This is a genomic window from Cryomorphaceae bacterium, assembly GCA_007695365.1.
Classification (GTDB): domain Bacteria; phylum Bacteroidota; class Bacteroidia; order Flavobacteriales_D; family SKUL01; genus SKUL01.
In genome coordinates, this window is record REDV01000057.1 from 34,922 (window position 1) to 49,860 (window position 14,939).

Here is a 14,939-nt window from a genome sequence, read left to right on the forward strand (position 1 = left end):
GGATTCAGGCCGCGGGTCGTAACCGATGTTACCCAAGGGTTTTGTTCAGATGGGGCAAAATGTCAGTCTCTGTGCCGCAGCCAACGCGCAAACACCACGTCGTGAACAAGATACTCATCACCCAATTGCACCACAAATTCCTTGTGCTGCAGCTGCTTCAAGGCGCTGGCCACGGTGCTGGCTGCTCCCAGTTGGTGGCGCATCAGCACTTCTTTTGACAGCGGGTTGACCAGAGGCTCCTCCTTGGCGATGGCCCTCAACACGTTCCATTGTGTGGTGGTGAAGAGATTAAAATAGTTGATAAACACATTGTTTTCCTGCTGCAAAACTTCTTGTTTTACGCGGTTCAGGGCCTGCAAATCGGCGTGCGCAAAAGAGCCGTACAGCCTGTTGCACAGCAGTTGCACGCAATAGGTTTGTCCGCGGCTCCATCGGTAGATTTCGTCCACCACATCGCGGTCAATGTTCTTTTTGGCAGCCTTGAAATGCTTGCTAATAAACGGGCGGTATTCATCCAATGCAATAGGCTGAAGTTCTTTGAGTTGTGCGCTCCGGTAGAAGGGGCGGTTTTTTTCAGCGAACATAGACATCATCATTTGCCTGTGACTGCCGCTGAAGATGAAACGGATTTCAGGAAACTGCTGCGCCCAGGTGCGAAAAATGGCCTCGGCGTTTTCCTTTTTAAAGGTGCAAACCTGCTGAAATTCATCCATGGCAATCACTACAGGTTTTTTTCGAGCTTTGAGAAATGTTCCCAGCGATTCGAGCGAATGCGCCGGTGAGGGCCCTTGTCGCAATCCCATGGAGAGAGATGGCAGGCCGGTCATGGGGTCAATACTGATGTCGAAACCCACCTTTCCCAACATCTTCATAAACGCCGGGCCCGCTCCTGAAGTAGCCTTGCCGTATCGCTGCACCACTGCACGAGCAATTTGCAAAATGGCGTCTTCGGCAGTTTGCGTGGCCAGCAAATCCACAAAGATCACCTCGGCTTTGCCGCTGCGCTCCAGCTCTTTAAGCACACATTGAATAACAGCCGTTTTACCCAGTCTTCGCAGTGAGTAGAGTACGCTGTTCCGACCGTTTTGCAGGTTGTCTTCCAGCCAGTTGATTTCATCGTTGCGATTGCAGAAGTACTTGCGGCTGTGATAACCAAGTAGTAAAAATGGGTTGTTCGGTGCATTTTTCATGGCGGTACCCTTTATTACGAACATTTCGTTACGAACATCTCGTTACGAACACCTCGTTACGAACACCTCGTTACGAATATCTCGTTACGCAAATGTCGTAATAAGCTTTGGGTTTTACAAGCGCCGCAACCAGCCAGCCATTTATTCGCTGATTTTCCGAATCATACCCCCAAAGATAAAGGAGTGAAAAGGCCACACGGCCAACCAATAGAGCCGTCCCCAAACGCCCAAAGGTCTGAAAGTGGCACATTGGTGCAGGGTGTTGTCAATTAGTTTGAATTCGAGCCATGCTTCACCGGGAAGTTTCATTTCAGCGTATAGCAGGAGTCTCTTTTCGTCGCGATTGGCATAGAGCACGCGCCAGAAGTCGAGGGCTTCACCGGCAGCAATTTTAGTTGGGTTTTTTCGTCCGCGGCGCAAACCCACACCTCCGTGCAACTGGTCGAGCAGTCCGCGTAATTTCCACAGCCAGTTGGCGTAGTACCAACCTGTGTCGCCACCAATGGCCCAAATGCGTTGCAGTGATCGTTCGGGATCCTGAACCTGTACGGTGCGGTGGTCGGTGAAGCAACCATAGGTGGGCACCTGCATCAGTCTGGCCAGTCCTTTTTGCAGCACATCGCTCGATTGGGCATCTTTCCAGCTTGCATCTACTGCCTCGTTTTGAATTTTATCGAAAGCCCGTCGGATGGCCTCATCATAAGGCAACAGCCGGATATCCAGTTTTTCAGCGAGGTCATTGGGTTCGCCCACTACCTCTACACTCATGCTTTGTACCAGATGCCGGGCCAGCGGGTAAGAGGTTGAGGTTACAAAGTACAGCCAGTACGACGAAAGTTTCGGGGTCATGACGGGTACCGTGATGATGGTTCGCTTCAGATTGCGAACAGCAGCAAAGCGAAGAAGCATTTCTTTGTAGGTCAGCACTTCGGGTCCGGCAATGTCGAACGATTTTCCAAAGGTATCTTCCTTTCCCAGCACACCACTAAGGAATTGAATCACATTCCGGATAGCAATGGGTTGCGTGCGTGTGGCGAGCCATTTGGGAGCCACCATGATGGGCAGCTTTTCAACCAGATCGCGCATAATTTCAAAGGAGGCACTGCCCGAACCAAGTATAATGCCGGCACGAAGGGTGGTAAGTTGAAACCGACCAGCGCCAAGCAGGTCTTCCACTCTTTTGCGTGACCGAAGATGCCGCGAGAGTGTTTGATCGTTCACGATTCCGCTTAGGTAAATCACCTGACGTATCCGGGTTTCATTGACGCGGTTTACAAAATGCTTTGCGGTTTGTTGCTCCAACTCTTCAAAATCGCCCGAGGCTGAGGACATGGAGTGGATGAGGTAGTACGCGGCGTCGCAATCCGCCGGTATATTGCCCAGGGAGTCGGGATTCAGCAGGTCGGCTTCCACCACTTCAACAGACCCCATGGCCCGGTAAGCCGAAGCATCAAAACGATTGGCATCACGCACCATGCATACTACGTGATGCTTGTTTTTGAGCAGCACGGGCAGCAGGCTTTTTCCGATGTAGCCGGTGGCGCCGGTGAGGAGTATTTTCATGGTGTAGGTTGAATCCAACAAACCGCCGGATGTCGCGAAAGTTCAATGAGCATCCAGGGGACTGCCGTATCTTACGCAACACCGAGCCATTGTTTAAGGGCGAAAAAAGAGCCTCGAAGTGAGGCCCTTTGAGTTTGGATTCTGTGGAATATTATCTCCTGCCCGAGCCGAAAGACCTACTGAAACGCTTAGGTCGTGGAGTTGCCGAGGAATGAGATGCTGCCGGCCTTTGGTGATTGCGCCGGCCGCCTGTTTGCTCCGCTTTTGGGGCTTCGCGATATACGCCTGGATTCTCACAGGGATAGGGGTGGTCGGTAACCACGGGCACTTTAAGTCCGATAAGTTTCTCAATGCTTCTCCAGTCTTTCACCTCTTCGGGCATACAAAGCGCAAAAGAACGTCCGGCAGAACCAGCTCTTCCCGAGCGACCGATCCGGTGCACATATGTTTCGCTGATATTGGGAATTTCGTAGTTCACCACATAGGTGAGTCCTTCCACATCAATCCCTCTTGCGGCGATATCGGTAGCAACCAGCACACGCGTTTTACCGTCTTTAAAATTGCTCAGCGCCCGCTGTCGGTTGTTTTGCGATTTGTTGCCGTGAATGGCTTCGGCTGTGATGTTCTTCTTGTTCAGCATACGCACCACCTTGTCGGCGCCGTGCTTTGTGCGGGTAAAAACGAGCACGGTGTCCATTTTTTCCTCGTTAATGAGGTGCACAAGCAGATCGTTTTTATCTTGCCGTTCCACGTAGTAAAGTTGCTGGTGGATGGTTTCGGCGGTGGTACCCTGCGGGGTGATGTCCACACGTTTTGGCTGGTGCAACATGCTCTGGGAAAGTTTCACGATATCATCCGGCATGGTGGCCGAGAACAACAGCGTTTGTCGTTTTTGAGGAATGATTTTCAGAATCTTTCGCACGTCGTTGATGAAGCCCATGTCGAGCATGCGGTCGGCCTCGTCGAGCACAAAAATTTCCAGGTCATTCAGGCGAATAAATCCTTGCTGTTGAAGGTCGAGCAAACGGCCTGTGGTCACCACCAGGATATCCACGCCTTGTTGCAGGGCGCGGGTTTGAGAGCCTTGCGTTACACCGCCAAAAATCACAGTGTGACGCAAGCCCGTATAGCGGCCGTAGTTCGCAAAACTTTCGCCAATCTGAATGGCCAGCTCGCGGGTGGGCGTGGCAATGAGGGCGCGTATCGGCCGGCGACCACCCTGTTGGGGATTGCGTCGCTCCATCAATTGGTGTAGAATGGGTATGGCGAAGGCAGCGGTTTTGCCGGTTCCGGTTTGGGCACAGCCCAGTAAATCGTGGCCCGACATTACTACCGGTATGGCTTGTTGCTGAATAGGTGTAGGTGTGGTGTAGCCTTCTTCCGCCACTGCACGCAGCAGGGCAGGGTGAAGGTTCAATGAATCAAATGTCATAAAAAATAGGGGGTGTTGTGTGGCCTGCTTCATTCGTTCATGCGGGCCTCGATAAGAATTGAGCTGCAAAGGTACGCTTTTTTTATTAGGTGCGTAAGTTTGAGGGAGAAATACCTCCGCGTCAGATCCGAGGCGACTTACTTGCAACAGGAAATTGCCGACGCGAGGAAATCATGGTTATGCTGCACGGACTGGTATCGGCCATGCGCGAAGCGAAGACTGCATGCTGAGGGGCTAGTCACCAATGGCGTGCAAAAATCTCCTGATCGGTTTCACACGCTCCCGGCTTACCGGAATGATGGTGCCATTTTCCATTTCGATTCCATTAGATTCCTTCCAGTGTGCGGCAAAGTGAAGTGCTGCGATATACTGGCGGTGGCATCGAAAATAGCAGTAGAGACCGACCTTTGCACCACAGCACAACTTTTCTTCGAGCTCTGAAAGGCTGTGAAATACCATTGTTACACCCTGGTTGAGCAAGTGCATTTCCGCATACTTATCGCAGGACTTAAAAAACAATATTTCATTCAATGGTTGGAACGTATAGCCCTTGGTGGTTTTGAGTAAAATCTTAGGACTTTGTATCATGGCTGTTAAGGTTTGATTGCACACGGTAAAAGTCGTGCAGATGAGACCAGAGCTTTAGCGCAGAATTACGCTAATCCGGAAAACACGTATATCTACTCGGTTTAAAGCGGAGAAGGAATACTTCTCATACACTGATATTCAATTGATGCCTGTATTTTTCTTATCATTGAAGCACCAAACAACCAAGCCATGAACAACCGATTGCTTAAAACAGCCTTCATCCTTCTATTCAGTCTGTTTGTAACTGCAAACGCTGTGTGCCATTCAGACTCTCTCTGGACATTATGGAGCAACACAAACAACCATGACACCATTCGGCTTAAAGCCCTGGATGCCTTCATTCACCATAACAACTTTTCGCGCACCTATCCTGACAGTGCCTTGCGGTATGCTGAAATGCTACTAAACCATGCGAGCAGCTCCCTTGACAGCCTGTACATTTTAAAAGCCCACACCTTGAAGGGAATGCTTTTTCACCAAAAGGGAAACCCGGAATTGGCAAGGCAAAACTTCAATGCGGCGCTTAACATTCAGCAAGCCACCGGCGATGTGGCGGGTGCTGCCAATAGCCTGAACCGTATTGGAGTCACCTACCGGGCAACCGGAAAATACCGGGATGCCATTTCACATTATGCACAAAGCCTTAAACTTCAAAGGCTGATTGGTGATAGCATCGGAGTTGCCCGGTCATTGTTGAACATCAGCAACTGTTACAACGACCAGGGAGATTTTCAACTGGCTCTGAAATACGCGCGACCCAGTTTAAAGATTGTTGCGCATGAGGAGGAGCATTTTATAGAAGCTACGGTGTGGAACAATCTTGGGATAATCTACAATAATTTGGGAAGGATTGACAGTGCTATTTACGCCTATAAGCAAGGGCTCGACATCAGGGTTTCTTTAGAGGATGCAAACGGAATTGCTGTAACACACTACAATCTGGGGATCATACACTATGACCGCGGTCAATATGAGCTGGCAATAGAAAATTTCAACCAGAGCCTGGCCTTTTTCGAGGAGCAGAATGATTTCGGCACAGCCGCACAGGTTTTGAACGCATTGGGTGTGGCTTCAAGAAACATGGGCGACCACCGAAGCTCAATAAACTACAATCACCGCGCACTAAGACTTCGGGAAAAATCGGGCGACCGACACGGGATAGGGCAATCGTATGTAAACCTGGGATTGATTCACCACGATCAAAATGATTACGACCGTGCTATGGAGTACTGCCTGAAAGGCCTATCCATTTTCGAAGAATTGGAGGCGAAACAAGAGATAGGTGAGACGCATGTATCCATAGGCGACATTGCCTTTAAACATGGAGAGCTGGATGTTGCCCTTCATCACTTTGAAAAATCACTCGCTATTTATCAGGAAATAGGATACAGAAAAGGTGAATCCACGGCCCTTCACAATATTGGTCTGGTCAATAGAGATAAGGGCAACCGAGTTTTTGCCATGGAATGTTTTGAAAAAAGCATACAGATTAGTGAAGAACTCGAAAACTTCCAAAGAATTGCGCATCCCCTCACAAGTATGGCAATGCTCTTATTGGATGACGGAAAATACTTACAAGCCAGGGCCTTGGGCGAGAAAGCCCTAAAGCATGCAGAAAACCACGGTTCAATAGAGCAAATACGGGATGCCGCCAATCAATTGTACCTCACCAACAAATTACTTGGCGATGCACGTTCCGCGCTGGAAATGCACGAACTGTATATTCTGATGCGCGACAGTTTATTGAGCAAGGATAACATTAAGCAACTTGCAAAGTTTGAATTCCAGTATGCATACGAAAAAAAGGCTTTGGCAGATAGTCTCCACTACCTTGCAAAGGAAGAGGCGAGCAAACTCAACCATAGCATTCTATTGGCCCAAAAAGAAACCGAGCGCAACTTGTACGCCTCTGGTGGGCTGTTCATGATTTTCATTACGTTTTTGTTCTACCAACGCAAGGTGAACAAAAACAAACTGATGCTCAAAGAGAAGGAAGCGGCTTACCAACAGGAGCTCATCCATGCCTCCATCAAAAGCCAGGAGCAGGAACGGCGACGTATAGCCCAGGACCTGCATGACGAAGTGGGGGCCATGCTCTCTACCATTCGACTTCAACTAAGCGCAGCAGCAACAAAACTTGCACACCAGGACAACCCTGTGATACCCGCGGTAAACATGGTTGATGAAACGATTACCAACGTGCGGCGCATCAGCAAAGACCTGCTGCCCCCTACCCTCGAAAAGTTTGGATTGACCCACGCGCTCAATGAGCTGGCAGATAAAGTAAGCGAGGCCACGGGTATTACCATTCAAAAAGAACTACCCACCCAAACTACCCGCATGGAGCTTGAACGCGAACTGGCGCTTTACCGCGTAATTCAGGAAATGATGAACAATGCCATGAAGCACGCAGAAGCCACAACATTTAATCTCCGACTGAAAGAGGAAAACGGAAATCTACACCTAACTTTTTCTGACAACGGGAAAGGATTTGACATCAATGCGCTGCAGCAATCGCGCTCCGGGCAAACCGGTTTGGGCCTCAAGAACCTCGAAAACCGCGTGGGACTGGCCGGTGGGGAGATGACACTGACAAGCGCTCCGGGTAAGGGGACGAGGATTGATATCGCATTGTCTAAACACTCAATAGGCCGGGTTGCCTGATAACAAGAGGGGGCTGCCACTGAGACAACCCCCTTTACTGAATTCGGATTCCTAACACATTCACCCATCAATTGAACTGTTAGTTATTGGCTTGCAATACTATCAACGTATTTCAGCGTTTGACACGAATTCTATTGCTTCAGGGTTTTGGATAACAAACCTTTCTACTTCCTCGTAAGAATCCAAATTCAAATCATCGGGAATTTGAGCTTTTTTCAAAACAAAAAAACGATACCCTAACTGAACAGGATCATTTTGATTACCGTAAGGAACCCCTCCATCACTTCGTCTCATATATAACCAGAGGCGTCCATTGCCCGCTACAGCAAAATAATGCTTCACATACACACTACCGCTATTCCAATAATGATTGTGCGGCAATGCCACGAATTGTGCACTTGTAGTGACCGTATTAAGCATGAAACCAACTACCGTGTTATTATTAAGATTAATGGGGGGAAATTGTGAAGTTGTGGTTTGATACTGATATACCCCATTACTTTGCCACGCAAATTGATTCAAAGGTGGCGTTACATCGTAATACCCTAAGAGGTTCGATGCACCAGCCGGCCCCGGAGGACCTTGCTGGCCTTGCGGTCCTTGTGGCCCTATCTCACCACCTTTTGAGCAAGAAATAAGAATGATTGCCGAGAAGATTGCGAGTAAAATTGATTTGTTCGTTTTCATGACTTTTGGTTTTTTAGTGAATGATTCATTTGAACACTCCAAAAGTCGGAAGCAAGCCTTTTAAGCTTGAGCGCAGAAATACTTGAATTGGCATATGAGTAAAAATACGTGATCGCTTACTGCCATATAAAAAGGTCAAAAGGTATACGACTTCTATGGCGCATTCACATGCGCTCCCGTAAGCCCTGAATAAGGCAACCCGCTCATCTTAATACCAATTCAACGTGGAGAATCACACACAATCATCTCGAGTCGTCCTTGCCGAATTAACAAGTGGCTTCCCGCATCAGCCCAATATTAAATACTGAAAGGGGCGGAGTGTTGAGGCCTGTGAGGGTTAACACATAAACACGTTTGGCCCAAAATATTTATTGGCTTCGGCGAATTGCTTAACCCGGGTTTAACTTTCCTTAAAGTGGTTTCACTAAATCCAGCCTCCTACAGATGGCTAAAACTTAAACCCAACTATAGCTCCCACAATAACCGACTCAAGATTGTATCCAAAAGGATTGGAGTAAATAACAGTTGCTCCGAGATCAAAAAAGGAAAACCTGAATTTCATTTGTGGCGAGACACAAAGTCCCATCCTCACCTGCTCCATAATCCCAAAGTAATCTAAGAATATGTTGGTTCCGCCAAGAAGAGTGAACTCAATTCCTGATTTTCGGGTAAATGCACCAGCCCATGTCAAACCAATGTTGCCAATGCCCAACTGAGCGCCCCAATCGCTGCCAATCGCAGAAATATACATCAGATCCAACCCTACTCTTGATCTTCGCTCTTTCTCACCAAAGAAAAACTTTGATCCGATTCGCCCACCACCAGCAAAACTGAATCCAGGCCTTAATCCAGAACTAACACCTCTAACATTCCAATGGTCTATCCCTCCAAATAATCCGTTGATATAAAAACCACTTTTCGTAGCCCTGTACCAGGTTAGGTTGTTTAACGGCACCCATCTTGGGGTTGCTGTTGATTGGCTCGCGTCATCAGAAGTTTGCTCCGTCAATTTTCTTTCAGGCCCAGGAGCCTCCGCTTTAACCCTGGGAGAAGCTTTCTGATTGGTGCCATCCAACTTTTCTTTTAACTCTGCTGCACGAGCATAGTCTTTTTGATCAATGGCATCTTTTATTTGTAATCTGAGTTCTTTTTCGCGCTTTAGTTTCGCCGCAAGCTCATAGTCCCCGCTGCTGACAGCCTCACTCATTTCCCGTTCAATCTGAGCCAACCTTTCTTCGTTGCTAATCTGGGCGCTTAAAGAACCCACCGTCACAACCAATGACACCAGTATGAGAACAATAATTTTCATGTTGTAAATATTAAATGTTGACTAATTACCGGAGAGTGAAAGCGAAAAATTTATCTCCGTTCTTAAAGGCATATTGACCGGGCGCCAAACTGCTGTGGACCTTTATCTGGAAGATACCTTCGCCCAGCGATTCAAAGGAAATTTCTCTAAGATTGTCTGTAACCTGATTGGATGACCCGGCATACACAAAAGTGCGGCCTTCCGAGATGTGGGCGTATCGATTATTTCCTTTCACATCCAGCTTAACAAGTTGAATGATATCGGAAGGATCCACACCCAAATCGGCACGAACAACAAAACTAAGGTCCTGCTTTGTTAATAAAATACGCGACTGCCGGCCAGCAAGCACAAAAGATGTGCGTCTGCCAGAAAATCCACCGTACCCACCTCCGCTTGACTTAAACTGGCCATTTACTTTTTCAAGACTGCTTACAGAACCATCCATTTCCCTTTTATACACCTGGTTGTAAAACTCAGGCACTTGAAGGCGCAAGGGCTGCCCGGTTTCATTGGTCGGATAGTAATAGTCATCTTCAAGTGCAACTTGTGGTGAACCATTGTGCCACTCCGTTAAACTTGATGCCTCTGGAAATATCCCGTCAATTTCATTCTGAATCTCTTGAGCCAGATGGTAATTCTCAACATCCAACGCCTCCTGCAGCCTTCTCTTCAACTCTGAATCCGAATTATCTGAACCGGATACCAGAAGTTCTCTAAGTTCAGCAGCCCTTATAAAATCTTCGTTCTGGATGGCTTTTTCAATTTCTTTACGCACATCACGCTCCTTAACCAGATTTGCTGCCCTGAGAAAGTCCTCATGTTGAACAGCAGCATCAATTTCCTGCTGGATGGCTGCCAATCTCTTCTGATTTTCTGTAGCCTGAGCCAATGCAATCTCCAGTGTAAATATCAAGCCTAAAAAAATAATTATTGTCTTCATTTTATCACATTTCCAAATTACATCAGCGAAGGTCCATACAGCCCGTTAAAAAATAAATAGCAATTCTACCTGTTTCCAAAACCGGGTATATTTACGTGCAGCCTGGCAGACAGGGTTTAAGCGCTAAGCAAAATGGCAGCCCCACCCTAGATAGGCCTTAAAATCCCATTTACTGGCCAACGGAAACTCGCCATTGACAATACAACTCAGAACATCAGCTCTTTACTTTCCCGCTGGCTAACGCTGTTACGGAGTCCATAGAGCTGTTCGTGAAAGCAGCGTGCGAAGAGCTCATTCTGCTCTTCGGAAAGCGCATCCTTTCCACCTCCTGATACACCTTTACGAATAAACTGATTATACACCCGCTGGATTCCCTGCTGCTCGCCGAATTTATCTTCATGCTTCTTCATAAACTCAAAGCTGCATCTCTCTGTGATACGCTTCATGTCGCGTTCTGAAACCTTTACATTCAAAAAACCGGCAATTCTCAGGACAGAATTTTCAAAATCGGAGAGCAAATCTTCGTAATGAACATGAATTATATTGAAGCCATGCCGATTCTCCATCCACTCTTTGGTATGACCAAACCAATTGTAATCGGAATCCGGAAGTATAAACTCATTAAAAACATCGGTGATGCTTTCATCTACATCATTGTAATTTCTGCGATGGTGCAACAGCGAGAGCGCAACATCTCTTCCATCCCGTACCACATGAATAAACCGAAATTTATTGTTGGGGTCAAACTTGTCATAGGGATCGTGCGACTTGAATACCCGTGGTGAGGCCAATGCGTTTACTCTGTCTGCTGAATGCCCCAAGACCGCTTCATTACTGAGCCAGGGCGACACATCATAAATATGATTAAACCGCATATTGCCGTCTGTGAGCAACTGATAAACTATCATCTGCACCCAGGTAGTACCTGAACGCAGAAATGTGGAGATGTAAATATCAGATTCGCGCGAAACAAATTGTTCCAAATATCGCTGCTCCCTCACACTGACCAAAGCTGCAGTACAACGATCGATTGCCTTATTAAGCAAGCCTTCAGCTCCTGTCAATACTTTTAGTTTAATGTTCATATCGGGAGTAAAAAACCCAGGCAGAACCCGGGCCCTGCCTGAGTAAAACATACACATCACTTAGCGGCAACGCGCCCCATATGATTCATAGTAAGCAACAGCCGCATCAAAAGCCACTTTGGACCTGTATTGTTCACGGCAAATTTCATAAACAGAGCCATAATATGTGCAGGTAACACAGCGCTTGCATGACGTGAGTCCACTGACTGTCATCAGGGCCGCTAACAAAATTCTGAAAATGTTCTTTTTTTTCATGGTTTACACATTTTGATTAATAATTGATTGTTGTTATTCGATTGGTTCATTCAAAAACCTTAATCTAAATCGGTTCTGAGCAAATTTACATGACCATACCCTGACACGCCCAAATGAACACTACATTTTCGCCAAAGGCATAATGATGGCGCAGATTGTATTTAGCGTTGAATTAATTGAGTTGTACAATTACAATTTCTCTGGATACAGTTCTCAACCACCACACCTCGCCAGCACCCTCTCCCTTCTTTCAAAGTTCTGTTCAATCCAGCGCTGCACAACTTCGGGGAGCGCGAGGGCTCCCATTATTTCCTTCTGGATGGCCACCACCTGGGTGATGTATCCTGCTTCATCAACAAACAAAGCCCTGAAAGCAGCAATCTTTGTGGGACCCAACTCACCGCGCATGGTGATACCCATTCCGATTGCATTGCGTAATGCGCAGGTTTTGCCGTCAGGTACAAGACTGGATCCATTGAACCCCCGCATACCATAGAGCAGTTCATCCTCCATGTCCATATCCAGCTCCTCTACATTCGACACAAACATCAGAATGCCGGACGGATGCTCCAGGATAATATCGGCATCGTCAGCCATGTCGGTAAGCAAAGACATACCGGCTTTATACGGTGTGAGCTGCTGTGCAGAAACAAATAGGTTTTGAACCGGCTGCCACTCGCTCCTTGCGTTCTGACCGGTGCAATCCGTTTGAAACCCGAACCATACCATACACACAAGAACAAGTGTTGAGAATTGATTGCTGAGCGTTTTCATGACGTATGTGTTTTTTGATTTATACACCACAAATGTCCGCAGCTACCAGCCCCTTTTTAAGCGTAAATACACCCCATTTCTAAAACACGTAGTTCTACCTGATGGCAGCCTCGGGCTTCATCCCACCTTTGTAGTACATCAAAAGAACCTTCAAAAGGCAGCAGAATTCAGTGTTGAAAAACAGCTTCATAGCACCCCGCCACACCTCTCATGAATGCGCGACCTACAATGGATACTGCCTTACCATTGAAGCGGATCCACAGTTCGCCCTGCCCTGTCCAAGCATAGAAGCCGGCATGACATCACTCAACTTTATGCATGGGCTAAACATCACTTTGTTTGTTTTATCCATACTCGCAGTGTGCGCATTTATAGCAGTCTGGCTTAGAGAAGGACGAAAAGGAAGAAAAGACTTTCAACGCCTTAATCAATTGACCCACATGCAACACCAGTGGCTGCTGGATTGTCTCAGAAAACCGTCATTAACGCCAAAAACCTTTTCACCAACAGAGACTCCTGACGCTTCACCAAAGACAAAACCCATGAGCAAATGGGTTTCTTTTTCTAACTTTAGCACCGAACCAAATATGAACCAAACCAATACGTTCACCCGATTTAAACCAACAACCATGATCAGAATTAGCCTGGTAGATGACCACAAACTTTTCCGATCCGGAATAAGAGCTCTCCTCTCAGCTCACAACAACTTTGAAGTGGTAAGCGAGTCTGACAATGGCAAAGAGTTTACCGAGACCGTGGATCAAGTGAAACCCGACGTGGTGCTTATGGACCTCGAAATGCCAGAAATGGACGGCATGGAGACCACAAAGTACCTGAAGGAGCACCATCCCGATGTAAAGGTTATTGTCATTTCCATGCACAACGATGAAAAGTTCATTGTACATCTGATGGAAATTGGCGCCCGGGGTTACCTGCTTAAAAATGCAGACCCCGATGACATTATCAGCGCAATACATTCAGTAAACGAAACAGGCTACTTTTTCACAGAACTGGTATCGCGCGTTATGCTGCACGGACTGGTAAAAGGAGAAAAAGTTAAACCCTCTTTCCTGCCTGGCAATGACCTTACAAGCCGGGAAATTGAGGTACTCAAACTGATCTGTCAGGAATTCACCGCAGCAGAAATCGGAGAAAAACTTTTCATAAGCCCACGAACAGTGGAAGGACACCGGAACAACCTGCTGCTAAAAATCGGTGCGCGAAACATCGCGGGCATCGTGGTGTTCGCCATGAAGCACGGGTTTTACGAGTGAGCCAGAATGAATCTTTACTTCAGTTGATGGCTTCAGGTGAGCAAAAAATACTGCCCGGCACTCAGCCTCAATTCAGAAATGAGCCCTCAAATCAATGATGCAGTGACATCAACCCCTCCGCGCAACATCTTTTTTCTCCAATCTCTATTCCTCAGCGGAAATAACGGCTTTCACAAAACGGTTAAGGCTTCATTACCTATAAGCCTTAATGCGATTACCTCGGGTTTTTTCACAATAGAAAAACAGCGCTTTTCAAAATTGCTCTCAGTCGCTCAAGGTCTATCCTTCTGGCTCACCAATATTTTTTCTACTCATTAATTTCCAGCTAATCGTTTTTTTTGTGTACATTCACCAAACCACGCAACGGATAAATGTCCCTAATCAACCCCATTGAAGCTCTACATAAAATATATGGTAAGCCTGCGCTGCAAACTACTCGTGAAAGAGATGTTGGAGAACGTAGGTATGAAATATTTCCGTGTAGACCTGGGAATGGTTGAGTTGTTGGAATCCATCACACCTGAGCAACTAAAACAGTTTAGCAAACAAATACAATTATCCGGACTGGAGTTGATTGAGGATAAAAGAAGTGTCATCATCGAAAAGGTAAAGAACATCATTGTTGAGATGATTCATTACAGCGATGAACTGCCCAAGGTAAAGTTCTCTGTTTTTATTAGTGAGAAAACGGGTTACGAGTACAATTACCTGTCTGGCATTTTTGCTGACGTTATGGCTACCACGATAGAGCACTACATCATCGCCCACAGAATTGAGCGCGTAAAGGAATTGTTGCTCTATGATGAGCTCACGCTAACAGAAATTTCTTACAAGCTGAATTACAGCAGTGTTGCCCATTTGTCTAATCAATTCAAAAAAATTACCGGCCTTACACCATCCTACTTCAAAAAAATGCAGTTGTACAGAAAACGCATCGCATTGGAAGATGTGGACAGGAAGTAAGCTGCTTTTAACGGGCTGATCTATCTCAAAATCAGCGACCCATTCTCCTCCTCAGGTTTTTTTTAATCTCACAGGCATTTCACATTGCAATTCCCGACAGAGGACATTGGGCTGTGATCGGTTGGTGTCTCCCCTCCATTTTTACTAAAGCCTGAAGCAAAAAAAAGCGGCCACCCTCATAGGGCAGCCGCTTTTTGCAAAATCAAACGAACGCT

13 protein-coding genes are annotated in these 14,939 nt (G+C 46.8%); 4 read left to right on the top strand and 9 right to left on the bottom strand.

The annotated features are described in order from the left end of the window. Positions 1 to 62: 62 nt before the first annotated feature. From EA392_03500 to EA392_03515, 4 genes are all read right to left on the bottom strand, one after another. Positions 63 to 1,214, bottom strand: a complete 1,152-nt coding sequence (locus EA392_03500) for an ATP-binding protein (GenBank protein TVR40618.1) — start codon at positions 1,212 to 1,214, stop codon at positions 63 to 65. A gap of 117 nt (positions 1,215 to 1,331) precedes the next feature. Further along, entirely contained in the window at positions 1,332 to 2,753 is a 1,422-nt protein-coding gene (locus EA392_03505; protein ID TVR40631.1) for an SDR family oxidoreductase, read from the bottom strand. 151 nt (positions 2,754 to 2,904) lie between these two features. Next, positions 2,905 to 4,185, bottom strand: coding sequence for a DEAD/DEAH box helicase (locus EA392_03510; GenBank protein ID TVR40632.1), 1,281 nt, complete (start codon positions 4,183 to 4,185; stop codon positions 2,905 to 2,907). A 234-nt stretch (positions 4,186 to 4,419) separates the two neighbouring features. After that, positions 4,420 to 4,773: a hypothetical protein gene (locus EA392_03515; GenBank protein ID TVR40619.1), complete on the bottom strand. Its 354-nt coding sequence runs from the start codon at positions 4,771 to 4,773 to the stop codon at positions 4,420 to 4,422. Positions 4,774 to 4,962: 189 nt separating this feature from the next. Here EA392_03515 and EA392_03520 point away from each other — a divergent pair, with 189 nt between their 5' ends. Beyond that, positions 4,963 to 7,437: a hypothetical protein gene (locus EA392_03520; GenBank protein TVR40620.1), complete on the top strand. Its 2,475-nt coding sequence runs from the start codon at positions 4,963 to 4,965 to the stop codon at positions 7,435 to 7,437. 102 nt (positions 7,438 to 7,539) lie between these two features. Here EA392_03520 and EA392_03525 read toward each other — a convergent pair whose 3' ends face one another. The 5 genes from EA392_03525 to EA392_03545 form a co-directional block, all read right to left on the bottom strand. Next, positions 7,540 to 7,731 (bottom strand): hypothetical protein, encoded by a 192-nt coding sequence (locus EA392_03525; protein ID TVR40621.1) that lies wholly within the window; start codon positions 7,729 to 7,731, stop codon positions 7,540 to 7,542. Positions 7,732 to 8,572: 841 nt separating this feature from the next. Next, positions 8,573 to 9,433, bottom strand: coding sequence for a hypothetical protein (locus EA392_03530; GenBank protein TVR40622.1), 861 nt, complete (start codon positions 9,431 to 9,433; stop codon positions 8,573 to 8,575). 25 nt (positions 9,434 to 9,458) lie between these two features. Further along, positions 9,459 to 10,373 carry a hypothetical protein gene (locus EA392_03535; protein ID TVR40623.1) on the bottom strand — a complete coding sequence of 305 codons (915 nt, stop codon included), beginning with the start codon at positions 10,371 to 10,373 and terminating at the stop codon, positions 9,459 to 9,461. Between the two features lie 206 nt (positions 10,374 to 10,579). Then, positions 10,580 to 11,515: a sulfotransferase domain-containing protein gene (locus tag EA392_03540; GenBank protein ID TVR40624.1), complete on the bottom strand. Its 936-nt coding sequence runs from the start codon at positions 11,513 to 11,515 to the stop codon at positions 10,580 to 10,582. A gap of 411 nt (positions 11,516 to 11,926) precedes the next feature. Continuing rightward, the gene (locus EA392_03545) at positions 11,927 to 12,487 is read right to left on the bottom strand and encodes a hypothetical protein (protein ID TVR40625.1); all 561 of its coding nucleotides are present in this window, start codon (positions 12,485 to 12,487) and stop codon (positions 11,927 to 11,929) included. A 629-nt stretch (positions 12,488 to 13,116) separates the two neighbouring features. Here EA392_03545 and EA392_03550 point away from each other — a divergent pair. The 3 genes from EA392_03550 to EA392_03560 all read left to right on the top strand — a co-directional run bounded on the left by EA392_03550 (position 13,117) and on the right by EA392_03560 (position 14,724). Beyond that, positions 13,117 to 13,761 (top strand): DNA-binding response regulator, encoded by a 645-nt coding sequence (locus EA392_03550; protein ID TVR40633.1) that lies wholly within the window; start codon positions 13,117 to 13,119, stop codon positions 13,759 to 13,761. A gap of 36 nt (positions 13,762 to 13,797) precedes the next feature. Next, positions 13,798 to 14,079, top strand: coding sequence for a hypothetical protein (locus EA392_03555; protein TVR40626.1), 282 nt, complete (start codon positions 13,798 to 13,800; stop codon positions 14,077 to 14,079). 72 nt (positions 14,080 to 14,151) lie between these two features. Beyond that, positions 14,152 to 14,724, top strand: coding sequence for an AraC family transcriptional regulator (locus EA392_03560; GenBank protein ID TVR40627.1), 573 nt, complete (start codon positions 14,152 to 14,154; stop codon positions 14,722 to 14,724). Positions 14,725 to 14,939 lie beyond the last annotated feature (215 nt).

Excerpts from the sequence above, each read along its gene's own strand:
- EA392_03535 (TVR40623.1), bottom strand. The coding sequence starts at position 10,373 with ATGAAGACAATAATTATTTTTTTAGGCTTGATATTTACACTGGAGATT.
- EA392_03550 (TVR40633.1), top strand. The coding sequence starts at position 13,117 with ATGATCAGAATTAGCCTGGTAGATGACCACAAACTTTTCCGATCCGGA.
- EA392_03505 (TVR40631.1), bottom strand. The coding sequence starts at position 2,753 with ATGAAAATACTCCTCACCGGCGCCACCGGCTACATCGGAAAAAGCCTG.
- EA392_03540 (TVR40624.1), bottom strand. The coding sequence starts at position 11,515 with ATGTGTATGTTTTACTCAGGCAGGGCCCGGGTTCTGCCTGGGTTTTTT.
- EA392_03545 (TVR40625.1), bottom strand. The coding sequence starts at position 12,487 with ATGAAAACGCTCAGCAATCAATTCTCAACACTTGTTCTTGTGTGTATG.
- EA392_03525 (TVR40621.1), bottom strand. The coding sequence starts at position 7,731 with ATGAGACGAAGTGATGGAGGGGTTCCTTACGGTAATCAAAATGATCCT.
- EA392_03500 (TVR40618.1), bottom strand. The coding sequence starts at position 1,214 with ATGTTCGTAATAAAGGGTACCGCCATGAAAAATGCACCGAACAACCCA.
- EA392_03510 (TVR40632.1), bottom strand. The coding sequence starts at position 4,185 with ATGACATTTGATTCATTGAACCTTCACCCTGCCCTGCTGCGTGCAGTG.
- EA392_03515 (TVR40619.1), bottom strand. The coding sequence starts at position 4,773 with ATGATACAAAGTCCTAAGATTTTACTCAAAACCACCAAGGGCTATACG.
- EA392_03530 (TVR40622.1), bottom strand. The coding sequence starts at position 9,433 with ATGAAAATTATTGTTCTCATACTGGTGTCATTGGTTGTGACGGTGGGT.
- EA392_03520 (TVR40620.1), top strand. The coding sequence starts at position 4,963 with ATGAACAACCGATTGCTTAAAACAGCCTTCATCCTTCTATTCAGTCTG.